Source organism: uncultured Porticoccus sp. (assembly GCF_913061305.1).
In the GTDB taxonomy this organism is placed as follows: Bacteria; Pseudomonadota; Gammaproteobacteria; order Pseudomonadales; family Porticoccaceae; genus Porticoccus.
On the sequence record NZ_CAJXST010000002.1, the window covers coordinates 77,160 to 99,068 of the forward strand.

The 21,909-nt window shown below is 53.9% G+C and carries 23 protein-coding genes and 1 tRNA gene; 6 read left to right on the forward strand and 18 right to left on the reverse strand.

The features are described 5' to 3' along the window. The first annotated feature begins 8 nt into the window (after positions 1-8). Both QZ516_RS02440 and QZ516_RS02445 read left to right on the forward strand, forming a co-directional pair. Positions 9-1,193, forward strand: coding sequence for a CaiB/BaiF CoA-transferase family protein (locus QZ516_RS02440; RefSeq protein ID WP_297186427.1), 1,185 nt, complete (start codon positions 9-11; stop codon positions 1,191-1,193). A gap of 67 nt (positions 1,194-1,260) precedes the next feature. After that, positions 1,261-2,043 (forward strand): gamma-glutamyl-gamma-aminobutyrate hydrolase family protein, encoded by a 783-nt coding sequence (locus tag QZ516_RS02445; RefSeq protein WP_297185729.1) that lies wholly within the window; start codon positions 1,261-1,263, stop codon positions 2,041-2,043. A 203-nt stretch (positions 2,044-2,246) separates the two neighbouring features. On the opposite strand, the gene QZ516_RS02450 is transcribed toward QZ516_RS02445, so the two are convergent. Both QZ516_RS02450 and QZ516_RS02455 read right to left on the reverse strand, forming a co-directional pair. Further along, positions 2,247-3,332 (reverse strand): AAA family ATPase, encoded by a 1,086-nt coding sequence (locus QZ516_RS02450; RefSeq protein WP_297185731.1) that lies wholly within the window; start codon positions 3,330-3,332, stop codon positions 2,247-2,249. Positions 3,333-3,342: 10 nt separating this feature from the next. Beyond that, the gene (locus tag QZ516_RS02455; RefSeq protein ID WP_297185734.1) at positions 3,343-5,640 is read right to left on the reverse strand and encodes an ATPase, T2SS/T4P/T4SS family; all 2,298 of its coding nucleotides are present in this window, start codon (positions 5,638-5,640) and stop codon (positions 3,343-3,345) included. A gap of 161 nt (positions 5,641-5,801) precedes the next feature. Between QZ516_RS02455 and QZ516_RS02460 the strand changes: the two genes are divergently transcribed. Beyond that, positions 5,802-6,437 carry a class I SAM-dependent methyltransferase gene (locus QZ516_RS02460; protein ID WP_297185737.1) on the forward strand — a complete coding sequence of 212 codons (636 nt, stop codon included), beginning with the start codon at positions 5,802-5,804 and terminating at the stop codon, positions 6,435-6,437. Positions 6,438-6,442: 5 nt separating this feature from the next. On the opposite strand, the gene QZ516_RS02465 is transcribed toward QZ516_RS02460, so the two are convergent. The 6 genes from QZ516_RS02465 to QZ516_RS02490 all read right to left on the reverse strand — a co-directional run bounded on the left by QZ516_RS02465 (position 6,443) and on the right by QZ516_RS02490 (position 11,212). Next, positions 6,443-7,372, reverse strand: a complete 930-nt coding sequence (locus tag QZ516_RS02465; RefSeq protein WP_297185740.1) for a ribose-phosphate diphosphokinase — start codon at positions 7,370-7,372, stop codon at positions 6,443-6,445. Continuing rightward, on the reverse strand, positions 7,369-8,880 hold the full coding sequence (locus QZ516_RS02470) for a thymidine phosphorylase family protein (protein ID WP_297185743.1): 1,512 nt from the start codon (positions 8,878-8,880) through the stop codon (positions 7,369-7,371). Before QZ516_RS02470 ends, QZ516_RS02465 begins: the two co-directional genes overlap by 4 nt. 152 nt (positions 8,881-9,032) lie before the next feature. Continuing rightward, positions 9,033-9,689 carry a DoxX family protein gene (locus tag QZ516_RS02475; RefSeq protein ID WP_297185746.1) on the reverse strand — a complete coding sequence of 219 codons (657 nt, stop codon included), beginning with the start codon at positions 9,687-9,689 and terminating at the stop codon, positions 9,033-9,035. Positions 9,690-9,789: 100 nt separating this feature from the next. Beyond that, complete coding sequence (locus QZ516_RS02480) at positions 9,790-10,122, reverse strand: hypothetical protein (RefSeq protein ID WP_297185749.1); 333 nt, start codon at positions 10,120-10,122, stop codon at positions 9,790-9,792. A 257-nt stretch (positions 10,123-10,379) separates the two neighbouring features. Continuing rightward, complete coding sequence (locus QZ516_RS02485) at positions 10,380-10,610, reverse strand: hypothetical protein (protein ID WP_297185751.1); 231 nt, start codon at positions 10,608-10,610, stop codon at positions 10,380-10,382. Further along, positions 10,604-11,212, reverse strand: a complete 609-nt coding sequence (locus QZ516_RS02490) for a sigma-70 family RNA polymerase sigma factor (RefSeq protein WP_297185753.1) — start codon at positions 11,210-11,212, stop codon at positions 10,604-10,606. The genes QZ516_RS02485 and QZ516_RS02490 overlap by 7 nt, the downstream gene beginning before the upstream one ends. A 240-nt stretch (positions 11,213-11,452) precedes the next feature. On the opposite strand from QZ516_RS02490, the gene QZ516_RS02495 reads away from it, so the two are divergent. Together QZ516_RS02495 and QZ516_RS02500 are read left to right on the forward strand one after the other, a co-directional pair. After that, on the forward strand, positions 11,453-11,614 hold the full coding sequence (locus tag QZ516_RS02495) for a hypothetical protein (protein ID WP_297185755.1): 162 nt from the start codon (positions 11,453-11,455) through the stop codon (positions 11,612-11,614). Positions 11,615-11,647: 33 nt separating this feature from the next. Continuing rightward, positions 11,648-12,373: an SDR family NAD(P)-dependent oxidoreductase gene (locus QZ516_RS02500; protein WP_297185757.1), complete on the forward strand. Its 726-nt coding sequence runs from the start codon at positions 11,648-11,650 to the stop codon at positions 12,371-12,373. 32 nt (positions 12,374-12,405) lie between these two features. Here the strand turns inward: QZ516_RS02500 and QZ516_RS02505 are convergent, their stop codons facing one another. The 3 genes from QZ516_RS02505 to QZ516_RS02515 are packed head-to-tail and all read right to left on the reverse strand — an operon-like array spanning position 12,406 to position 14,806. Further along, positions 12,406-13,752 (reverse strand): HAMP domain-containing sensor histidine kinase, encoded by a 1,347-nt coding sequence (locus QZ516_RS02505; RefSeq protein ID WP_297185759.1) that lies wholly within the window; start codon positions 13,750-13,752, stop codon positions 12,406-12,408. Continuing rightward, positions 13,749-14,420: a response regulator transcription factor gene (locus tag QZ516_RS02510; RefSeq protein WP_297185763.1), complete on the reverse strand. Its 672-nt coding sequence runs from the start codon at positions 14,418-14,420 to the stop codon at positions 13,749-13,751. Before QZ516_RS02510 ends, QZ516_RS02505 begins: the two co-directional genes overlap by 4 nt. Then, complete coding sequence (locus tag QZ516_RS02515; RefSeq protein ID WP_297185766.1) at positions 14,417-14,806, reverse strand: PepSY domain-containing protein; 390 nt, start codon at positions 14,804-14,806, stop codon at positions 14,417-14,419. Before QZ516_RS02515 ends, QZ516_RS02510 begins: the two co-directional genes overlap by 4 nt. Before the next feature lie 164 nt (positions 14,807-14,970). Here QZ516_RS02515 and QZ516_RS02520 point away from each other — a divergent pair, with 164 nt between their 5' ends. Continuing rightward, a complete protein-coding gene (locus tag QZ516_RS02520) occupies positions 14,971-15,432 on the forward strand; it encodes a hypothetical protein (RefSeq protein ID WP_297185769.1) in 462 nt (153 codons plus the stop codon). 70 nt (positions 15,433-15,502) lie between these two features. On the opposite strand, the gene QZ516_RS02525 is transcribed toward QZ516_RS02520, so the two are convergent. From QZ516_RS02525 to rpoD, 7 genes are all read right to left on the reverse strand, one after another. After that, a complete protein-coding gene (locus QZ516_RS02525; protein WP_297185771.1) occupies positions 15,503-16,381 on the reverse strand; it encodes a mechanosensitive ion channel domain-containing protein in 879 nt (292 codons plus the stop codon). Between the two features lie 208 nt (positions 16,382-16,589). Beyond that, positions 16,590-16,982, reverse strand: a complete 393-nt coding sequence (locus QZ516_RS02530) for a lysozyme inhibitor LprI family protein (RefSeq protein ID WP_297185774.1) — start codon at positions 16,980-16,982, stop codon at positions 16,590-16,592. Positions 16,983-17,175: 193 nt separating this feature from the next. Continuing rightward, the gene (locus tag QZ516_RS02535; RefSeq protein WP_297185776.1) at positions 17,176-17,688 is read right to left on the reverse strand and encodes a redoxin family protein; all 513 of its coding nucleotides are present in this window, start codon (positions 17,686-17,688) and stop codon (positions 17,176-17,178) included. 130 nt (positions 17,689-17,818) lie between these two features. Beyond that, positions 17,819-18,457, reverse strand: a complete 639-nt coding sequence (locus QZ516_RS02540; protein ID WP_297185779.1) for a transglycosylase domain-containing protein — start codon at positions 18,455-18,457, stop codon at positions 17,819-17,821. A 102-nt stretch (positions 18,458-18,559) separates the two neighbouring features. Continuing rightward, positions 18,560-19,462 carry a hypothetical protein gene (locus QZ516_RS02545; protein ID WP_297185782.1) on the reverse strand — a complete coding sequence of 301 codons (903 nt, stop codon included), beginning with the start codon at positions 19,460-19,462 and terminating at the stop codon, positions 18,560-18,562. A gap of 425 nt (positions 19,463-19,887) precedes the next feature. Beyond that, positions 19,888-19,964: transfer RNA gene (locus tag QZ516_RS02550), tRNA-Ile, on the reverse strand. A 116-nt stretch (positions 19,965-20,080) separates the two neighbouring features. Beyond that, positions 20,081-21,898, reverse strand: coding sequence for an RNA polymerase sigma factor RpoD (rpoD, locus tag QZ516_RS02555; protein WP_297185785.1), 1,818 nt, complete (start codon positions 21,896-21,898; stop codon positions 20,081-20,083). Between the last annotated feature and the right edge of the window lie 11 nt (positions 21,899-21,909).

The window sequence follows — 21,909 nt, forward strand, 5'->3', positions numbered from 1 at the left end:
TGACTGAGATGAAGCCGTTGTCGGGATATCGGGTGATCGAACTCGGCCAATTATTGGCTGGCCCCTTCGCCGGGGCATTGTTGGCCTATTTCGGGGCTGAAGTGATCAAGATTGAACCGCCGGGGAAAGGCGACCCGCTGCGCAACTGGCGGGTGGTCAGGGACGGCACATCCCTGTGGTGGCGAAGTCTCGGACGCAACAAGAAATGTATTACCCTGGATTTGAAGACGGCGCGGGGGCGGCAGTTGGCAAAGCAGCTGATCGACGGGGCCGATGTGGTGATCGAGAATTTCCGGCCGGGGGTCATGGAAGCCTGGGAGCTGGGGCCGGAGCAATTCAAACAGTCCAATCCCGGTTTGGTCTACACCCGTATTTCCGGCTATGGGCAGACCGGCCCCTATGCAAACAGACCCGGTTTTGCCTCGGTGTGTGAAGGGATCAGTGGCTTTCGTTATCTGAACGGTTTTCCCGGCGAGGCTCCGGTTCGGCCCAATCTCAGCATTGGCGATAGTATTGCCGGGCTGCATGCGGCATTCGGTGTGGCGCTGGCGCTGCTGTCCAGACAGTCCAGCGGGGTGGGGCAGGTGGTGGATGTGGCGCTCTACGAGGCGATGTTCAATCTGCTGGAGGCCGTGGTGCCGGAATACGATGGCGCCGGTATTGTCCGTGAACCCTCCGGTACCACAGTGACCGGCATCGTACCGACCAACACCTACCGCTGTGCCGATGACAAGTACGTGGTGATCGGCGGCAATGGCGACTCCATCTTCAAACGCTTGATGCTGGCGGCGGGCAGACCGGATCTGGCAGAGGATCCCCGCTGCGCCGATAATGCCGGCAGGGTGCAGTGCGAGCAGGAGATCGACAGCGCCTTGTCGGCCTGGTGCCGCGAACTTCCCAGTGCAGAACTGCTGGCATTGTTGGCGGAGCAGCGGGTGCCTGCGGGGCCGATTTATCACGCCGGCGATATGCTGGCGGATCCCCACTTCAATGCGCGGGGCCTGTTTGAGCAGGTGGAAATCAATGGTGAGCCGCTGAAAATTCCGGCGATGATCCCCCGCCTCAGCGAGACCCCCGGCAACACCAATTGGCCCGGTTCCGAGGTGGGCAGCCACAATGCCGAGGTGTTGGGCGAGTTGTTGGGACTGGATGAAGCTGCCCTGCAGCAGCTGAAGGCAGAGGGTGTTATTTGACAGTGCAAACAGGGAATGCAAATCAGATGTGGTGGATTATCCACACGCAATTCAGGAGTAGGTGAACATGGCTGGACACTGGCCAGTGGTGGGTATTCCCTGTGATGTGGTGGTGCAGGGGCTGCATCCCTTTCATGGCAGCGGCGAAAAATATATCAACGCTCTGGCCCATGGTGCCGGCGTCAGACCGGTTCTGCTGCCTGCGGTGGGTGCCGGCCGGGATCTGCATTCCCTCGCGGACATCTGTGCCCCGGATGAGGTGCTGGATTCGCTGGATGGGCTGTTTCTAACGGGCAATATTTCCAACGTGAACCCGCAGTACTATGGCCAGCCAAGTCGTTCCGGTAACCTGCTGGACCCCCAGCGCGACACCACCGTCCTGCCGTTGATTCGCCGCGCCATCGAACGAAACATTCCGCTCTTTGCGGTCTGTCGCGGCATGCAGGAACTGAATGTGGCCCTTGGCGGTTCACTCTATCAGTATGTGCATGAAGTGCCGGGGATGCTCGATCACCGGGAAGACCGGAGTCTTCCCAGAGAGGGCCAGTACGATTACGCCCACAGTATTGCCCTGACGCCCGGCGGGCTGCTGGCCACCCTCGCCGATTCCATGGAAGTGCGGGTCAACTCGGTTCACAGCCAGGGCGTTCACCGGCTGGCAGAAGGCCTGGAAGTGGAAGCTGTCGCTCCCGATGGACTGGTGGAAGCCGTGCGACTGGCCGATTACAGCCGCTTCGGCGTTGGTGTGCAATTTCACCCCGAGTGGCAATACCCGGAGGACGTTTTTTATACTGCGCTATTCAGGGCCTTTGGCGATGCGATCCGCGAGAGAAGGGTGGTTTGTAAATAGCCGAATGGGTAAAAGGTAATGGCAGGTTGGCTCAAAAACCTGTGATATATCGGCTGCCGGGGTGGTTTCTCGACGCACTGACCGGTTTTTTTTTATGCCTCGCTGATTATTCTGATACGGCTTCTTTCGGGCACCGCTGACAGTGGCTTCAGATATCTGGATCTTTGAGAGCAGTTTTAGCCCCTGCCTCATTTGCACAGGATTTACAGTAACCGCCGCTGTTCAAATACCGCTTGCCAGTGCGCGCCTTCCTTGACGGCCACTTCGGTTTCAAAATAGTGTTTCATGCGCCGCCGGTCGTCTTTGTTGTCTTTCAGGGCCGCCCCGATCAGGAAGTGCACCAGGTCGCCCATCTCCATCTTGCCATTGCGGTAGTAGTAAGCGTGGACCCCCATGGCGTGGGCCACAGACACGGCCTCAGCGGTGGACATCACGGTGGCAGCCAGCCGGTCGGTGCTGCGTCCATCCAGTGTCTGTCCGTTGCGCAGTTCGTGAAAAATCGTCGTCAGTACGTCGATGATCTGGGCATCGGGCTTCACATCGACACCGGACAGGCGAATCAGTTTTTCCGACTCACTGGCGACCACCTCGATTTCATCCTGCAACTCACGAATCGGCGGTATGGTCTCGAAGTTCATGCGACGTTTGAGGGCGGCACTCATGGCATTGACGCCCTGGTCCAGGGAGTTGGAGGTGGCAATGATATTGAAGCCCTCGCGGGCGAAAAGGACGCCGTTTTCGCGGCCGAGTTCAGGCACCAGGATCTGCCTCTCTGACATGATCGACAGCATGGCATCCTGGATGTGTTGCGGGCAGCGGGCAATTTCCTCGAAACGCACCAGCTGGCCCTCCATCATGCCCTGATAAACCGGGCTGGGAATCAGCGCATCGGGTGTGGGCCCGGCGCTCTTCAATAGGGCTTCATTCCAGCTGTAGAGCAGTTGGCTGACATTGGTTATGGCCCCGCCCTGAATGGTGAGGGTGGATTGGCCGGAGATGGCGCTGGCCAATAATTCCGACAGCCAGGATTTGGCCGTGCCCGGCTCGCCGATCAGCATGGCTCCCCGGTTGGTGGCGAGACTGATAATAATCCGTGTCACCAGTTCCCGTTGGGCGACAAATTTTCGCTGAATCCCCAGTTTGTCATCGCCGAGGATAAATTTTTCCACAGCGAATGGAGACATCTTCCAGCCCGGTGGTGCCGGGCCCGGATCCCAGTCAATCAGTCGTTCCAGCTCGTCCCGGTAGAGGTTCTCGGCGCTGGGCCTCTGTATGGCTTTGTCATTCATGATCAATGTCTCAGGAGGGTTTTTCCCACTGCCAGCGGGCTTCGGGTGCCATCCGCTCGGCCGGGAGAATACGGGGTAATTCGGAGAGAGGAATGTTGCCCTGAATAACGTGGTCCAGGGCACTGTCGCGCATGGTTACCAGTCCGCAGTCCAGTGCCAGTTTGCGCAGCTCTCCCACCGGAATCTGGCGGGCGATGGCATTGCGCAGCTCGGGGTCGACGTGCAGGTATTCCACAACCCCCATGCGGCCGTGGGTGCCGCTGTCATTGCACTGCTCACAACCCTTGCCGATAAAGGAGCGAAAACTGTGGGGAGTGCCATCGGGAAACACCTCCTGAAGAATGGCCTCATCAGGCTCGGCCGGAACCCGGCAGTTGAGGCAAATACGCTTTGCCAGCCGCTGGGCGATTACCGCCAGTAGTTCACTGGCCAGTGAGTTCGGGTGAACGCCCAGGTCATAGAGCCGTTGCATGGCGTCGACGGCATCGTTGCAGTGGAGGGTAGAGAGCACCACATGGCCGGTTTGAGAGGCCCGCATGGCTTCGACAGCGGTTTCGTTGTCACGGATTTCACCCACCAGAATGACATCCGGATCCTGGCGGACGAAGGAGCGCATGGCATCGGCAAAGCTGAAGCCGATCTCCGGCCTGACCCGGGTTTGCTGGATATTGGTAATGGAGTATTCGATCGGGTCTTCCACGGTAATCACTTTTCGGGCGCCATCATCGGCCAGTAACTGCAGGCCGGCATACAGTGTGGTGCTTTTGCCCGATCCGGTGGGGCCAACCACCAGCACCAGACCCGCGGGGTTGCGCAGTAGCCGCCGGTAGTTGTCGGCAATGGCACTGGACAGCCCGAGCTTGTCAATGCTGATCAGCTCGGAATTCTGTGGCAACAGGCGGATGACCACATGCTCGGCGTGCAGTGAGGGCTGTACCTGAATCCGCAAATCGAACAGTGCGTCCCCCACCCGCAGCCGCGAACGGCCACCCTGGGGCAAACGGCGTTCGGCGATATTCAGGTCGGCACGGAGCTTTATCACGTTGATCAGACCACGCAGTTCGCCGGGAGTGATCTCGTAGTGCGGCAGGTCACGCAGTTCACCATCCACCCGCAAGCGGATTCTCACGGTGCGATGATACTGCTCAATGTGCAGGTCGCTGGCGCGCTCGGCCACGGCATCGAGCAACATGGCTTCAAACAGCGAGATCAGGTGGGCGCCCACCTCCGGCTTGGCCTTGCCCAGCAGATCCTGATCTTTCTCCGCAAGGACCTTTTCCTCATAGTCGGGCAAGGGGGTAGTGTGAGCCTGAACCGAGAGGTCAGTGGCGGACCAGAGACGTCTGAAATCCGTCGGTGTGACCAGGATTTTTACGAGCCTGTGCCGAGGGAAAACCTGCTGGATTTCATCCATCGAGGCATCCGGGTCGCTGGTGGCAACCCTGAGGGTATCGTGATCGGTAAACAGGGGTATCAGGCGGTGATGATCGAGAAAGGCCTGGGAAAACCGGTTGAAGATGGCGGGGTCCAGTCGTCTGAGCAAAATATCGACGTTGCCCAGCTCCAGGTCATTGCGTTTGGCCAGGGAGCGGTATAACGCCAGATCATCCACATTAATCAGTTGCCGGACTTCGTCGATAATCAGACTGTTGTTGGCTTTTGCGCGGATTTTCGCCTCGTTGAGAATTTCCCGGTTGACGATGCCGAGTTCAATCAGGGTCTGGTCGCTTTTGTTGTCGAAGCTCACCAGCCCCTGTTCGATACGATGGATTTTCTGCTGCTCGTCCTGAACGTACTTGACCAGTTTCAACAGTGTCGATTCCGTTCGTTCAACACACACCAGCTGACCGCCCGGGGCCAATTGGTGGAGCAGGGCCGAGAGCGTCTTGAGGCCGGGCGTGGTGACCATGATGATGTCAAAGGGCGAAAACTGTGCCGAACCCTCTTCGCCTTCGCCGTGCAGCACAATGACATTTTTCAGTTGCAGCTGGCTGAGTTTGTCCATTGCGGCATCGGCCAGGGAGGCGACTTTTTCGATACCGACGACTTTGCTGGCGATTTTGGCCAGCACCGCACAGGGATAACCAAGTCCTGCACCCACATGCAGTACCCTGGGATGGTTCGGCAAAGTCAGCACACTGAAGATCTGTTTCAGTACTTCTGTGGTGGGAATGCTTTGCCCCGCCACCAGCGATCCATTTTCGCAATTGATAAAGTGTTGCCGGTCAATTGCCTCGAGGGCCGCCTCGAAACGTGGATCAATTTTTCGGTTGGCAGGGTTGCCCTGTTGGGTGGTGGATATTTTCATAAGGTCTGCTCTAACCACGACAGTGACAAAACCGGAGGGCGTTCCCGGTGAATTATTATTCGGCTATTAAACGTAGCACTTTGCAGCGGTTGAGAATAGTGCCCAGTACCTCGTGAACCGAAGGGTTTACCGGTGATCGGGTCTGGTTTAGTCTGCTGTTCATGCGTTTCGACAAGAAGTATAAAATCCAGCTGACCGACAGCACTTTCCGGCGCATGGACGAGGCCCCGGATGACCAGTTCTACCGGATTCCGCGTTTTGTCAGCCATATTGATCCCGATGCGATTGATCGGGTGACTGAACTGTACCGCGAATACCTGTCTGCCGGGATGGCGGTGCTGGATCTGATGAGCAGCTGGCTCAGCCATCTGCCCGAGGAACTGGCGCTCAGTCGCGTGGTCGGTCTGGGCATGAACGACCGGGAGATGGCGCGGAATCCACAGCTCGACCAGTGGGTCGTGCACGATCTGAATCGTGACCCCTCACTGCCGTTTATCGACGGGGAATTTGACGTCGTATTGATCTGTGTCTCGATTGATTATCTGACGGATCCCGTCGCGGTGTTGCGGGATGTGGGTCGGGTGCTCAAGCCCGGTGCCCCGTTGATTATCACCTATTCAAATCGCTACTTTGAATCGAAGGCGACTGCTGCCTGGTTGTATCTGAATGATGAGCAGCGCGCCTATCTGATCAAGACCTTTCTTGAGGAGGCCGGTTGCTACCGGCAGATTGAGCTGATGGATCGGAGTCCGCCGTCCGGCGACCCGTTGTTTGCGGTGGTTGCCAGGGTGGCCTGACCCGTTTATCTGTTGCCAGAACCCTGATTGCCCCCGATTCCCAAACATTGCTGAATGGCGGGAACCAGCAGGGGTGTCACATCAATACGGTTGGTGGCATGGGGGATGGTGTTGCAGGTGGCCAGCTCCGTCAGTCCGGACTGCATCAGCCGCTCATCGACGTTGTCGGCAAAAATACCGTGGATCGCTGCGCATTTAACCCGGCTGATACCCTGTTGCCGCGCCGCCTGAAGACACTTCAGAATGGTTTGGCCGCTGGAGATGACATCATCGATGATCACCGCGGTTCGATCCTGATAGCCTGAAAGGTCGGGGAGTGTGACCACCACATCGCGGTCGCCGTGCCGCTGTTTTTCGCCAATCACATAGGGATGACCGCTGGCCAGGGCAACCCGCGATACCCACTGTTCGCTCTCGCTGTCCGGCCCGATCAGTAACAGGGAAGCTTGATTGGTCAGCCAGTCAGTGAGAGCCGTTGTACCTTCAACCCTGACGCTGGGCACGGTGTAGATATCGGCAAGCGAATGGTAGCGATGAAGGTGTGGGTCCACTGTCACCAGCCAGTCGATATGGGTCGACAGCAGGCGGGCAAACAATCGCGAGGTGACCGCTTCGCCTTCATGAAAACGGCAGTCCTGACGCATGTAACACAGGTAGGGGGCCACCAGTCCCACCGAGCTTGCCCCCAATTCCCGCAGGGTTTCCAGCAGAAATATCAGCGGAAGCAACTTGGCATTCGGGTTGGCCAGATTGGCCACTACAATGCAGTGGCCACCGGCCACTGGTGTGGCAACTTTGAGATAGGTTTCCCCATCCGGAAACAGGCGGGTCTCGAGTGTTCCCCGGCTTCCTGCCAGTTCATGGCAGAGGGGTGCCAGCAGGGGGTGGCCATCAAGGGAGAACAACAGGGGCGGATGCTGGCCGGCAGGGTTCATGACGACTCCCCAATCGTAAACACAGGGCCATTATCCCGGTAAAAAGCCAGTGCATAATCCTGTTCTCCCTGGCTCTCTGAAAAGAGGGTAAAGAGTGGCTGTCCTTTTGTGACAGGCTCCCCCAGTGAGGCCGCCAGACGAAGCCCCGCTGCCGGATCGGTCGGTGCTCCGGCCAGTTTCGCCACTCTGGCAAGTCTGCGATTGTCTATTGCCGTGACTACGCCGTCCCGGTCGGCCGTCTCAATATGCTGGAAACGGGCCTTGGGCAGGGTTTTCAGGCCGCCCTGGGCCTTGGCGATACGTTGAAACTGTCGCCATGCCTGCCCGCTGTCCAGTATTTCCCTGGCCTGATCGATGCAAGCATCAACACCGTTGGCCTGGGCCATATCCAGCAGGTTGGCGGCGAGAAACAGCGAACGTTGCCGCAAATCCTGAGGTGCATCGGCCTGGCATTGCAGTACAGATAAAATATCCCGGGCCTCCTCAACCGGTCCGATGCCATAACCGATTGGTGCACTGCCATCGGTAATCAGGCAGCGCAGCTGAATACCGCAGGCGGCACCCACCAGGGTGAACATGGAAGCCAGCCTTTTGGCTTCTTCCCGGGTTCTTATTTTTGCGGTTGCGCCAACGGGTATATCGATTACCGCATGGGTTGAGCCCGCCGCTATTTTTTTGGATAACACCGACGCAATCATCTGGCCTTCGCCATCCAGGTCCAGTGCCCGCTCCACCCGGATCATCAGATCATCAACCGGACTCAGGCTGACCCCGCCGCCCCACACCAGACAGGCATCGGTGGCACCGACCACACGGCGGATTTCCTCCAGCTTGAGGTTGACGTTGGTCAGGGTATCCATGGTGTCTGCGGTACCCGATGGCGAGGTAATCGCCCGTGAGGACGTCTTCGGGATAATCAGTCCGGCTGAACTGACGATAGAAACCAGAATCGGTGTGGTGCGATTGCCCGGCAACCCACCGATGCAATGCTTGTCGAAAATACGAAGGTGGCCCGGCCACTCGAGCTGTTTGCCGCATTCCACCATCGCCTTGGTGAGGCTGATAATCTCGTCAACATCCAGCCTATTGCCCGCACAGGCACTGAGAAAGCTGGCAATGGCAACGTCGGTGTAGTGGTGGCCGCTGATGTCCGTGATGATACTTTTGATGTCGGATTCGCTGAGCTTGTGGCCGTAAATTTTCTTGCGGACCAGGCTCAGTGAGTTCAGCAAGGGTGCGTTATGAATCTTCACCTTGTCGCCACTTTTGATCTGCAGGTCATGCATGGCGACCTTTGACAGGCCTGCACAGCCCTCGGGAAGAATGTGATTGTCCACCACATTCAAGGTGGCAATCAGCGAGTGACCATTACTTTTCAGAGTCAGGCGGCTGCTGGCGGAGAACCCTTCTGAGAGGCAAACCGGTGAATCCTTGCGCATGTACACCACGGATTCCTGGTGGGTATCGATACCCATATCGACCACTTTGACAACATGGTCCACCTCCATACACGTCTCCTCCCGAACAGCGATCATCAACATCTGATACCGGCGCTATTCTAGGGTAATTTAACCCCTGAGCGGATATTTTCCTGTTTCGGAGTGCTGAGGTAGTCTGTGCTGGCTACCCCTTGAACAGTATGAACGGCAGACGCCGGACATCAGTCCCTGTTATTGAGCCATCGGCGACCTATCCAGTAGTCTGCACTGCAGAAGCGGCCGCCGCCCGTAAAAAACAGTGACAGCAGCATGATTAAGTAGGTGGCCGCAAACTCGATGCCATTGTTCAGAATGACAATGTTGCCCTTGCCGGTAAGCCAGGAGTAGTTGCCGTGTTCCCTAAGAAGTTGCCTGGCAGCTGACAATCGTTCACCCACTGCCTCGCTGTTTTCGAGACTCTGCTCCGCTGCCGGTATACCGATGGCGGCCAGGGGAAGTGCCATGCTGGTTGACGGGTCCGAGGGGGCAATCGCGAACCAGCCGTTTTGCCAGTGAACCGCAAAGGCGGCCACCAACATGGTGGCCATCAGCGGGATAGCAATCAGCCGTGTCCCCAGCCCGAACAACAGCAGGAATCCGCCAACCAGCTCTGTGGCGGTGGCCAGAACTGCCATCAGCCAGGGGAGAGGCAGCCCCAGCCCCCAGTCCGGGTTGCCCATCCAGCTGACTGTGCTATCGAAGGCGAGCAGTTTGGTCAGGCCTGCCGTGATGAAAATCGGTGCCAGAAAAAACCGTAACAGCAGTGGGGCAATAAAATCGGCTTTTCCGGTTGCGTCGAGTCCTCTGCGAACCCTGTCAATGAATGGCGCTGTGCTCATAAGGTCTTACCCATAGAATTGAATATTCGGGAACAGGAAGGATGAAGGGCGACCGCTTGGCCGCCCTTCTGGTATGTGAAATTAGCAGGGAGCTGGCGAATTATTTGCCGCCACATTTCCCTTCACCGCACTTTCCTTCACTAGGTTTGCCTTCCTCAGACTTTGGCGCAGCTTTTCCTTCACCGCATTTCCCTTCGCCGCACTTGCCTTCTTCAGACTTCGGGGCAGCTTTTCCCTCACCACATTTTCCTTCGCCACACTTACCTTCCCCGGGTTTACCGTCGGCATGTTTGCCAGCAAGCTGGTAGCCATTGCCGAGATCAGTCGCAGCGAAGGGGTTATCGGCCATGCTGGCCATAGGCAGGATCAGACTGGTGGAGATAAAAGCCATGCCAATAGTCGATTTGAACGTATTTTTTGTCGGTTTTTTCATGGTCAGTTCCTTGCTTTGTTTATGGGTGTCTCCGCATTGAGATGCGGTCGGGTATTTTTTGTTACATGCAGTAACAGGTTTTGATGACTTATTTTTCAACCGATAACGGGAGCGATTACCAGTTACATCCGTTCAATCAGTATTTTCATTAAAAGGGAATACGGAACAAAGGTATTCGGTAATCTGCTTAATAGATGCTGTCGAGGGGGATTTGTTACAGATACTTTTGGCGGAGGCGGGGTGTTTTTATCCGGCTATCAGGTGTTTTCATGGGAATGAATACAGTCCATTACTTTGCGCACTTCCTCTTCCGTGGCTTTGTTGTGCATAAAGGGGATGGCTTTGATCAGCCGGGCCAGCTGTTTGACATAACGGCGGCAGTGTCGACAGAGCAGCAGGTGAATGCGCACGGCGATACGTGTGGAAACACGCAAATCGCGATCCAGTAATTGATCCGCATTATTCACAAAGTCGCGGCAGCTCAGCACTCGCCAGTCTCCTCATAATGGTCTACAAGTTTGAACAATTGTGTTCTCGCACGGTGCAGGAGCACTCGCGCATTGGCTGAAGAAACCGTCAGCTCGCTACAGATTTCATCAAAAGGCAGCCCACTGGCATCCCGCATTTCGAGAATACAACGTTGGTTGTCCGGCATGGCGGTTAGCAGTTTTTCCAGACATTCGGCCAGTTGCTCACCGGTCAGCAGGCTCTCGGGAGAATCCGTGTGCCAATGGGCCGGTGGGTGCTGCCAGTGACCGCGTTCGGTAAACCTTTGTGCCAGGCTATCTTCCGTATACTGGTTCTCATCGCCGTGATCGCTGAACAATGATTCCCGCTTCCTCTGACGCAACTGCATTTTTGCTTCATTGATGGCGATGCTGCCCAGCCAGGTGCGGATTGCCGATTTGCCTGCAAAACTGCTAATGGCCTGGTAGGCCTTGAGCCAGGCATTTTGTACCACTTCTTCGGCTTCGCTGATGCCGACGATAGGTACGGTGAGAGCTATGAGGGCGCGGTGGTGGTCGCGAACCAATTCTGCAAAAAGTACCGGGTCGCCGGATTTCAGTTGTGCCAGCTTCTCAAGTTCCACGCGTTTACGTACCTTATTGATTTTTCGGTCTGGTGCTACATAACCAGACCGAGTTTAACTGTTGCCAAGCCTAATCCAAAGGCGGTGATAAAAACTATTGGTTTACGATAAAAAGTACGCAGCCAGTCTGATGAGGATGAATGTCGGTATTCGCACTCCGCCAGAAGATGGTTGGTCGCGACAGGCTGAACTGATCGGGACATATCAGCGTACACTCCCCCATCAAAAGAGGATCATGCGATGCCCCCACCTTCTGAACAAATTATTGAAAGGTTGCCCTGCCGGGGCTGTATGCGGGATTGCCCGTATTTCTCTGTCTGCGATGGCAAGCTCTGGCGCATGCCGATTGATCGACAGGGGGCTCAGGCAGGCGATGAGGAAGATGTCCAGCCGGGTAGTTGATGACCGGTCATATCGGTCACGGGGGGCGCAGCAATGAGTTCAAAAGCCCTGGTGATCGGTGCCTCCAGTGGCATTGCCCAGCGTTTGATTTGCCGACTAAGCGGGGATCCGCGTATTGCGAGGATTTATGCCGTCAGCCGCAGTCCCGCCGAGGTTGGTTTGTCGGCGCGGGTGAACTGGCTGACGTGCGACTATTCAGAGGCGGATATCGCCGAGACTGTTGCACTGCTCAATGATGAACCCGGTGAGTTTTCACGGGTGTTCATCTGTAACGGTATGCTCCACGAGGGTGACCGGGTTCGTCCCGAAAAGCGGCTTGAAGAGATAGATTTGTCCAGTGTTGAAGCAGTGTTCAGGACCAATACATTCACACCCCTGTTGTGGTTGAAGCATCTCGTGGGTCCGCTGCGCGGTGAGCAGGTCTGCACCCTGGCACTGTTCAGTGCCCGGGTTGGCAGTATCAGTGACAATAAGCTGGGTGGCTGGTACAGCTATCGTGCCTCCAAGGCGGCTCTGAACATGCTGGTTCAGACCGCTTCAATCGAATATGCCAGGCGGGCAAAAAATGTGCAGTTGGTGGCCTTTCACCCAGGCACCACTGACACAGCGCTGTCCAGACCGTTCCAGGGCAATGTGCCGACAGGCAAACTGTTTTCTGCCGATTTTGTGGCGGAACAGTTGCTGTCCATTGTTGAAAATATGACACCGGTTGGCCATGCGTTATATCTTGATTGGCAGGGCAGGGAGATTCCCTGGTGAGGGGGGCAGGGAATCTCGGCAGTCCGTCAACTTCAAGCAGCCAGGCAGGGCAGGCATACGGTTACCAGCAAGCCGCCCATGGGTGACGGTTTTAATTGCATTTGCCCGTCATACAGTTGGATCAACTCACTGACAATGGCGAGCCCAAGGCCCGAGCCAGAGCGCTGCTCATCCAGTCGGCCGCCGCGTTGCAAAGCTTCATCACGATCCTGGGAAGACATCCCCGGCCCGTCGTCCATAATGCTGAGGTGCAGGTTGTCAGCCTCACTGTACATTGCCATCACCACTTTCGATTTGGCCCAGCGCAATGCGTTTTCCAGTAGATTGCCGACAATTTCCTGTAGGTCCTGGGCATCGATTTGCAATTGCAGCGGTGGTATTTCGGGTTTTTGAAAGGCGATGTTCTTTCGTTCGGCCAATCGTGAGATACCGTTGAAGACAGGCTCAAGTGCCACCGATAGTGTCACTCTCGGTCGCAGCACCACTGGGCCAGCGGCGGAAGCCCGGGCCAGGTGGTGTCGCACAGCCTCGTTCAGTCGTTTCAGTTCGGATGCCATGATCTCGCGCTGACCGGCAGGCAGTTGCTCTGTTGTCGTCATCATTACACTGACAGGCGTTTTGATGGCATGGGCCAGGTTGCCCGCTGCGGTGCGGGCGCGGGACATCAACTGCCGGTCGCGTTCCAGTACGGTATTGATGGCAGTTGCCAGATTGTTCAACTCTTCGGGGAGGTCGGTGTCGAGCCGCTCACAGTCACCTCTTTCCACTGCCTGCAGATTGCTTCGGATACGTCTTAACGGTTCCAGTCCCCAGTGCAACTGACACCAGATGCCCAGCAGCAGCAAGATTCCCAGTGACACTAACGAGAGCCAGAGCAGTTGCTCAAAGCGGGCCAGTGCGGCATCCACTTCGCTGAGGTCAGCGGCCACGGCAACGTGCAGGGTGACCGGGAGCCTTGGCAGTCGCACATCCCGCTCCAGCTTGCGCAGGGTTTCCCCGTTTGGGCCGGAAATTGTGTTGTATTGCAGTTGCGGGCTTGCTGTCAGGGGCAAGCGCTGATCCCATAGAGAGCGGGAGGTCAGAACCCGGGAGGCGTTGTCGGAAATCTGCCAATACCAGCCGGAGAACACCTGATCGAAGCGGGCATCGCCGAGTCGCTGGTTGAGGGCCAGTGTGTCCGTTTGCCGTTCATATTCAATGCCGGCCAAAACCACGTTCAGCAGGGACTCCAGACGTTCATCGAATGCGGTATTGACGGCTTCGCGAAGATTGTAGGAGAGCAGCAGACCGGCAACCGGGATAACGAGTACCACCAAAATCAGCGAGGTGGCCAGCATGCGGGAAGCAATCGGCAGTGTGCGCAGGAAGTGTCGGTTCATGGGTCGGTCGGATGGCCCGGTAAACAGTAGCCCTGTCCCCGCACTGTACAAATTGAGTCGCTGTCCAGTTTTTTCCGCAACCGGCTTATCTGTACATCAATGACGTTTGAGTCCGGTTCCTGATCCTGGTCATAAACATGTTCCGAAAGCTCGGTTCGGCTCACCACCCGGGGCGCTGCGTGCATCAGATAGGAGAGCAGGCGGAATTCCTGTGCCGATAACGATACCGGCATACCCAGATAGGTGAATCGGCCCGTGTGGGTATCCAGTGTCAGGTCACCCACTGTAATAACCGGGTGGGCATGCCCGTGGCTGCGCCGAACCAGGGCCCGCAGGCGGAATAATACCTCGGCCGTTTCAAATGGCTTGGTCACATAATCATCGGCACCGGCCGAAAACCCCGCGGCTTTGTCTGACCAGCGCTCTCTGGCCGTGAGGATGAGGACCGGCAGATCCATACCGCGGGTGCGCCACCCCGAGAGCCACTGCACGCCGTTGCCATCCGGTAGGCCGAGATCGAGGATGATGGCATCGTAGCGCTCGACACTCACCAGAAAATCGGCGGTTTTTCCGTCGGGTGCTATTTCGACCAACACATCCACATTCCGCAGAGCTTTGGCGAGTGCCTCCGCAAGGGGTTGGTCATCTTCAACCAAAAGGACTTTCACTGGCGTGTCATCCCGCGAATATTGGTGCCTTCAATACCAATCAGTTCACCCGTGGCGGCATTCACTTCAAATTCCACCACTTGTCCCTGTGGTCCGAGCAGTTCTATTTCGTAGATTATCACGCCGTCCTCATCCTCCAGATCCACATCGATGACCTGGCCATCATAGTGGGTGTTAAGGCTTGCCAGAATCTCATTGAGGGGCTTGATTTTGCCCGCTTGAACATCTTCGTGGAGCCGTCGCCAATCATCATCGTCACTCCAGCCGGGGCCGATAAAGCCCAGTGTCAGAATGGCTGCCAGCAAATAGCGGCCCCTGCATCGCGGCGACCGGCGCCGGTGGTGATGGGCGAAAGACAGGTAATACTGGCTGAAAAGATGTTTCATGAAGGACATTCTGCCAAAGAGAACATGAATGAACTATGAACATATTACTCAGGGTTATGCAAGGCTGGTTTTGTTACTTTGTCCATCAAGCGGGCAGGTCGTGTTCGGGATTCTTCCCGGTGCTTCACCTGACCCTGTTTTGATCAATCAATCGGGAGATTTACATGAAACTGTTACTTACAACGCTGACGATTGCGGCACTGGCTGCGGCTCCTTTTGCCTATACAGCTGATTCAGCGGGCAATATAAGTCAGGCGATTATAGTCGGCTCAGATTATGGCATTACACATTTCACCAGCATTGAGTTTGAAGGGTCCAAAAGTATGGAAATTGAGGGCTGGATAGATCAGGACTGGCATGTGGAACTTGAAACCCGTGCCGGTAGTCCAGACGTCGTACATGAGGAACGAGAAAAACGTCTCAACGGTGCCTGGGGTATGACAGCTGCCGATGTGTTGCTGTATACAAAAGCGGCTGCTGAGGCAGGCATTGTTGACATTGAAGAAGTTAAAATCAATCGAAGAGATAGGATCGAGGTTGAAGGTGACGATGCGCGCGGTCGCGATCTTGAGGTCTATTTTGAACGAGGTAGCCAGGAGCCCGTTAAAATTAGTCGTGACGACTGATCTGGATTGGGACTCCTGTCTGAAATGACAATAGTTAGAGTCAGGCCCGCCAGCCAGTGGCGGGCCTTCTTTATTTCTCGCGGACAGTTTTTTGCTCGGAGGGCTTGCTGGAAAAGTCGTTGTTGGTGAACACCTCCGAAAGAATGAGCTGTTCAAGATAGCTTCGTTGACCGGCCTTCGTTGGGATTCGGATCACCAGATGAATCTCTTCGGCTGCCGGCACCTGAATCGTGACCCGAGGATCCACCGACGGCATTTCCAGTCCCCGTCGTTCACCAATTTTGTTCATGTGGCGGCGCACGGACTCCAGGTAGGGCTGGCAATGCCGGTTGGCCGCTGCGAGAAAGGCCTCCTGTGCAGCGCGCCAGTTATCCTCGCGCATGAAGGGCACGGTGAACACATGGAAGTCGTACCGCTCGGAAAAGGTTTCGTTGACCACCGGCTCAGAGAGAAATACCGCGTTGGGAATCACGATCACGTGGCCGGTGCGTTGGTGGACGCCGGATCCGGGGCCCACTTCAAGAATGGTTGTGGTCAACAGGCTCTGGTCGATGACATCTCCGCGAAAATCCTTGATCTGAATCCGGTCGCCAATGTTAAAGGACCCCGAGCCGCCTTTCAGCAGGGAGCCGGTGATACAGGAGATCAGCTCCTTGGTGGCCACCACAAAGGCCACGGCAATGGCCAGAATCGATAACGCCAGAGTGCGCAGCTGGTCCCCCCAGATAATCGCCAGACCCAGCAGTATCAACAACAGAAAACCGTTGCGCGTATTGGCCAGCAGGCGACCTTTCAGCTCCGGAGCCTTCACTTTGTGACGAATAAAGCGTGCGGTGAGCGTCCTGAGAATAATGATTACCGCCAGCAAAAAACCGGTATTCACCAGCAGCCCTGTCAGCGAGTCTGAAAGGGTAAAATTTTCGGCTAGAAGTGTTAGCTGATCGAACATACTATTGCCCAGTGGGTTCAGGCCTCCTTGCAAAAAAGGGGCTGATTAAAATAAAAATGGATGATGATTTGTCGCCGATAGCCGGGGGTTTTGCGTCCAACTATTACCGGTCCAATGTCAGCCAGAATATAGTATGAATCCCTGTGTGTATGCCAGATACTGATACCCTGGGCCAATGGTGAAGGGCGTTATGGTCGCTTGCCAATTGCTATTTTCCGATGTCAGAACAATCCCTTTGGATAGAGTAACTGTGGATAATCGAGCCTGAACAAACGTCACCGTCTTCATGTCCTTTTAACCACTCTTTCAGAAACTCAATGCGGGCCAGTACGAGCCTGGATTCAAACCCGCTGGCACACATCGGGTAAACACTACCGTACTGTAGGCGTTTATCCTCAAGCGGATATTTCATCTCGATATCTGCTTTCAGGCTCTTTTCCCATGCTTTTTGGGAAACTTCGAGTTTTGTCAAAAATTCAGGGTTTGCTGACTTGTAGGCGTACTTGATTTTTTCAAGCAAGTTCTCAAGTTTGCTTCTCACCGTTAGCAAATTGATACCTGCACACTGATTTATTTCTGACTGCGTTTGCGCGTTTTCCATGCATGAGGGTAACTCCTTGCCATGAGTCTGAAATGCTATTAACAAAGCGAGAAGGCTAAATAAGAACCTCATTGTTCAGTTATTCTCCATAAACATAACGTTGCAAATCAGCCCCATGTAGCAGGGAAACACAATATGTCTTGTCAGGCTATTCACCGGAAGCTGTTTCAGTAAACATTTTATAGGTGATGCTCTATTTCTTTAGGTAAGAAATCATTGTGTCAACATCACTGCACTCGAATGGGTCTTCCGGGCAATCATCCATCATCCCGGCTTCAGCAAAGAGTTGCTTTATTTCCCCATCAATGACGTGGGCAGAATAACGCCATGACACTTCACCCGGGCTCTTTTTAACCAGCATCCCCATCAAGCGAGTAAAATTTCCCTGTGCATCAGGTAACATTTTTACATGTTTAAGACCTAAATTTTTCGCCCACTGAAGCATGGTAAAGGGCGCACTAACGCTTAAGCAGTACACTTCATCAATACCCAGTGATTTCAGTTCATCATACTTGGCATCATAGTCAGGCAGATGAGTTCTAGAGCTCGTCTCAGTAAATACAGCCGACAGTGAAAATATAACGACATTTTTACCCGCGAATACGTCTTCCGTTGAAATATCCTTCCAGATAAATGGATTTCTCCCGTTAATGCTTTCACCACGGACACGGGTTTTAAATATCACATTGGGTACTTTGTTGCTCATAATTTCCTCATTATTCTTAAAATCAAAGTGTGTAATTTTAAAAGGGCATAACTCCACCGCTCACAGGAAAAATTGCGAGCGCTAGCGAGTAATTTTGTCCTTGTGTAGCGGATTTTTAGGCATTGCATAATCACTTCTCAGAACATTGGTCTAAGTATATTTGAGACACATGCTCATAGATGCACTCACCGTTTAATACCTGTTTGATACGGCGCATCCTTTCTTTCGACGCTACTGTATTTGGCTTGAGCATATTTGGCCCAGGAAGCATAGCAAGTAGTGATAAATATTCATCATCACTTAATTCTGATAGCGGCTTATTGAACCAAGAATGCGCCCCTTGATCAAAACCAAACAGTTGCTTACTGTCTTTTTCGCCGAAATATGCAGTAGACATAAAGGCTGTTAGCTGGGTTTCTTTTGATATATTTGGATTTACAACAAATCGTGCAATTAATGTTTGCTCTATTTTCTTAAAACCTTTCGTAAATTTATTAAAGAAAAGTTTTTTTACTAGGCTTTGGGTAATTGTTGTAGTGGTTAATGGGCTGGGCCATTCAACTCCAGAATGCTCAAAAAAAGTAGGATCTTGAATTTTTACTAATATGTCCTGACGCTTTTCACTTAAACCAATATCCTTTGGCGATACTGAAGCATAGGGGGCGAATTGATGAGGAAGCTTTTGATATGCGATTGCTACTGCATATGCTTCATATATAGCCAATGCTCCGCATAAAAGTGCCAATAAATATATAAGTTTTCGTCTCATGATGTTTTTATGCCTGACACCCGCCTTTGGGGCAGGCAAAATAAACGCAGCGTTTTTGGATGTCCCAGCCTCGTAGGGGTGACAACAGGCGCTTGTTGAAAGTCATCGTCTCAAGGCCATCAAATTATTGGGTTTATAGACTTTACAGAATGTTTCAATACCTATTTTTATTAGTAATGAAGTCAGATATACGGCGATTGCATAGATACCAATTTTTAGGCCAGCCAACGAGCTAACAATAGCACCCGTTAAATATTTTTTATCCAAAACAGCTTGTAGACCATTAGTGAACCACATTTTGTAGACTTCACTTTCTTTGTCACAAAGCGACTGCCATATAACCGTTTGAAAAGCCGCCAATATTCCTTTCCCAAGTTTTTTCTTTTGCTGAAAGGTGGCTGGCGACGGCAACCTAAGTTTTTCATCATAAGTTAGTAGGTTTTGGGACTCTGTATGAACCCTCTCGACAAAATCCAAAGCACCTTCTGGAACATTTGCTCCCAGCAGCTCCAATATCTCATCTTCATGCTTAGTTTGAATCAGTTTTGCTGCATCGCTTTGAATTTTATCTAAATCCATAAATTCGGATTTATCTGTTGCTATTGATGCGAGTAAAGCCTCTTCATCAAACCTTTTCGCCAAGCTAACTTTGAACTCAGATCGGCCACTCTCCGACTTAATATTCTTTTCGCAGCGCAGGGCCTCAACCATATAAGGCCTTGCCTTATCAAGATCTCGTTTTCTTAGGTAGCATATGGCTAGCAGCGCAGTAGCTTCAAGGTAAAGGCGTGTCGATTTAGATATTTTCTGACGAACGCCGGAAAATCCTCTTATTGCGTAGTCAGTCTCCCCGACTTCCATTGCCGTTTCAAACAGCCAATTCTTTGACTGCATTAATCTAGTCTCATGCCCAGTAGGCCTGAGAATATTTTGTATCTCAGCAGTTAACTTTTTACATTCCTCCAAATCTCGACGCGCCGCAGCGATCTTGAGGCTTGGCTCCAAGAGTCTTAGCTTCCTTTTCTGTTCTTCCGTAAGCCTATGAGTACTCATATATTTCCGGACTTTTAACATTTGTATACCGCGCATGCGCGCTTTGCCGAATCTGATATTCGGCGCCCCTTTGTAACAACCTGATCAGGAAAAGAAAGTTGGGAAATGTCTGATTCCTTTCAGAGTAAAGCGAGTTTTTTCTATTATCTAAAGTAACAGAATCGCGTTATTTTTTCGTACACACGAGCAATCCCTTGTTTTTAAATCTTTTTTCTATGAAGGCAGTTAGATAGTGAGCATGGGCTGAGTATAAACCGCGCGCTGGGTTTGACAACCTCTGGAGAGAATGCCCTGAGTCAGGAGGTATTTGTTGAGGGGTGGCGGTAAGGCTTATGTCAGAAGCCTGCCTGCCGGTATGCAATTCTGGGTGTTGGAAATGGTGGGCCTTGCTGGACTTGAACCAGCGACCAATCGATTATGAGTCGACTGCTCTAACCAACTGAGCTAAAGGCCCTTTGAGAGGCAAGGATAGCAGTGTCTGTGTCATTGCTGTCCAGGGTAATAGTATTCGTCTTGTTATCTTGCGTTGCCGGGGCGGGGTTCGCTGCCCCGGCAGGTTATTTCAAGAGGTTATTCGTCCAGGAAGCTGCGCAAATGATCGGAGCGAGTGGGGTGCCGCAGTTTTCGCAGCGCTTTGGCTTCGATCTGGCGGATCCGCTCACGGGTTACATCAAATTGTTTGCCCACTTCTTCGAGGGTGTGGTCGGTATTCATGTCGATACCAAACCGCATCCGCAATACTTTGGCTTCCCGGGCTGTCAGGTTGTTGAGGACGTCGCGGGTCGATTCGGTGAGACTTTCCGTGGTGGCGGAATCCACCGGGGACATGATGTTGGTGTCCTCGATAAAGTCGCCCAGATGGGAGTCTTCGTCGTCACCAATGGGGGTCTCCATGGAGATCGGTTCCTTGGCGATTTTCAGCACCTTGCGGATTTTGTCCTCGGGCATTTCCATTCTTTCGCCGAGTTCCTCGGGCGTGGGTTCACGGCCCATTTCCTGCAGCATCTGCCGGGAGATACGATTGAGTTTGTTGATGGTTTCAATCATGTGCACCGGAATACGGATGGTGCGCGCCTGGTCGGCGATGGAGCGGGTGATGGCCTGCCGAATCCACCAGGTGGCATAGGTCGAGAATTTGTAGCCGCGGCGGTATTCAAACTTGTCCACTGCCTTCATCAGACCGATGTTGCCTTCCTGAATCAGGTCGAGGAACTGCAGACCGCGGTTGGTGTACTTCTTGGCAATTGAAATCACCAGACGCAGGTTGGCTTCCACCATTTCTTTTTTGGCGCGACGGGCCTTGGCCTCGCCGATTGACATACGGCGGTTGATGTCCTTGATCTGGCTGATGGTCAGGCCGGTTTTTTCTTCGAGCTGCATCAGTCGGCGCTGAGAGCGCTGAATGTCCGGTTCTACCACGGCGATTGCAGTGGCATAGGTTTCCTTGCCTTTGGCCAGCCCGGTGGCCCAGCTTTCATCGGTTTCGTGGCCGGGAAACAGACTGATAAAGTCGGTGCGCGGCATTTTTGCCTGGCGAATACAGAGCGCCATAACAGTGCGCTCTTCCGCACGGATAAGGCTCAGGGCTTCGCGAACCGCCTCTGCCATGGGTTCGAATTGACGGGGTGCCAGTTTCAGGAACTTAAAGTGTTCGCCCAGTGCAGCCAAGTGTTGCTGGGTGCTTTTATGGGCCACACCATAACGACTGATTGCCTTTTTGGCTTTACTGTTCAACTGCCGCAGGGTGTCAAAACGCTCCTTGGCTTCGATGGGGTCGAGACCGGTGTCTTCCGCCTCGTCTTCGTCGTCCTCTTCCTCTTCCTTGTTTTTGGCCGCTTCGGCCTGGGCGAGGGCGGAGGGAACGTGATCCATCGGGTTCAGATAACCGATTAACACATCGCTGAGTTTGCGTTCCTCGGTTTCAATCAGGTCGTATTCAGCGAGGAGATGATCCACGGCGGCAGGCCATTCGGCGAGGGCTGCCATGAGCTCCCGAACGCCTTCCTCGATACGCTTGGCGATTTCTATTTCGCCTTCGCGGGTGAGTAGTTCAACCGAGCCCATTTCACGCATGTACATGCGAACCGGGTCGGTGGTGCGGTGTTGTTCGGTCTCGACAGCCGCCAGTGCTGCCGCGGCTTCGGCGGCGGCGATTTCATCGGTGGTGGAGTCGCCGGAGGCGATCAGGAGCTGTTCGGCATCGGGGGCGGTTTCATAAACGCTGATCCCCATGTCGTTGATCATCTGAATGATATCTTCTACCTGATCGGGATCGGAAATATCCTCAGGTAAATGGTCATTGACTTCGGCATAGGTCAAATAACCCTGTTCGCGTCCGCGGGCAATTAGTTCCTTGATCCGGGATTGATGTTGTGCGTTACCACTCATATACGATCTGC

What these genes read in the sequence shown, in the direction of transcription:
- QZ516_RS02440 (WP_297186427.1), top strand. Translation starts at nt 9, where the DNA reads ATGAAGCCGTTGTCGGGATATCGGGTGATCGAACTCGGCCAATTATTG.
- QZ516_RS02515 (WP_297185766.1), bottom strand. Translation starts at nt 14,806, where the DNA reads ATGAAACATCTTTTCAGCCAGTATTACCTGTCTTTCGCCCATCACCAC.
- QZ516_RS02495 (WP_297185755.1), top strand. Translation starts at nt 11,453, where the DNA reads ATGCCCCCACCTTCTGAACAAATTATTGAAAGGTTGCCCTGCCGGGGC.
- QZ516_RS02470 (WP_297185743.1), bottom strand. Translation starts at nt 8,880, where the DNA reads ATGGAGGTGGACCATGTTGTCAAAGTGGTCGATATGGGTATCGATACC.
- QZ516_RS02535 (WP_297185776.1), bottom strand. Translation starts at nt 17,688, where the DNA reads ATGAGCAACAAAGTACCCAATGTGATATTTAAAACCCGTGTCCGTGGT.
- rpoD (WP_297185785.1), bottom strand. Translation starts at nt 21,898, where the DNA reads ATGAGTGGTAACGCACAACATCAATCCCGGATCAAGGAACTAATTGCC.
- QZ516_RS02505 (WP_297185759.1), bottom strand. Translation starts at nt 13,752, where the DNA reads ATGAACCGACACTTCCTGCGCACACTGCCGATTGCTTCCCGCATGCTG.
- QZ516_RS02500 (WP_297185757.1), top strand. Translation starts at nt 11,648, where the DNA reads ATGAGTTCAAAAGCCCTGGTGATCGGTGCCTCCAGTGGCATTGCCCAG.
- QZ516_RS02475 (WP_297185746.1), bottom strand. Translation starts at nt 9,689, where the DNA reads ATGAGCACAGCGCCATTCATTGACAGGGTTCGCAGAGGACTCGACGCA.
- QZ516_RS02480 (WP_297185749.1), bottom strand. Translation starts at nt 10,122, where the DNA reads ATGAAAAAACCGACAAAAAATACGTTCAAATCGACTATTGGCATGGCT.
- QZ516_RS02530 (WP_297185774.1), bottom strand. Translation starts at nt 16,982, where the DNA reads ATGGAAAACGCGCAAACGCAGTCAGAAATAAATCAGTGTGCAGGTATC.
- QZ516_RS02445 (WP_297185729.1), top strand. Translation starts at nt 1,261, where the DNA reads ATGGCTGGACACTGGCCAGTGGTGGGTATTCCCTGTGATGTGGTGGTG.
- QZ516_RS02460 (WP_297185737.1), top strand. Translation starts at nt 5,802, where the DNA reads ATGCGTTTCGACAAGAAGTATAAAATCCAGCTGACCGACAGCACTTTC.
- QZ516_RS02520 (WP_297185769.1), top strand. Translation starts at nt 14,971, where the DNA reads ATGAAACTGTTACTTACAACGCTGACGATTGCGGCACTGGCTGCGGCT.
- QZ516_RS02455 (WP_297185734.1), bottom strand. Translation starts at nt 5,640, where the DNA reads ATGAAAATATCCACCACCCAACAGGGCAACCCTGCCAACCGAAAAATT.
- QZ516_RS02525 (WP_297185771.1), bottom strand. Translation starts at nt 16,381, where the DNA reads ATGTTCGATCAGCTAACACTTCTAGCCGAAAATTTTACCCTTTCAGAC.
- QZ516_RS02450 (WP_297185731.1), bottom strand. Translation starts at nt 3,332, where the DNA reads ATGAATGACAAAGCCATACAGAGGCCCAGCGCCGAGAACCTCTACCGG.
- QZ516_RS02465 (WP_297185740.1), bottom strand. Translation starts at nt 7,372, where the DNA reads ATGAACCCTGCCGGCCAGCATCCGCCCCTGTTGTTCTCCCTTGATGGC.
- QZ516_RS02540 (WP_297185779.1), bottom strand. Translation starts at nt 18,457, where the DNA reads ATGAGACGAAAACTTATATATTTATTGGCACTTTTATGCGGAGCATTG.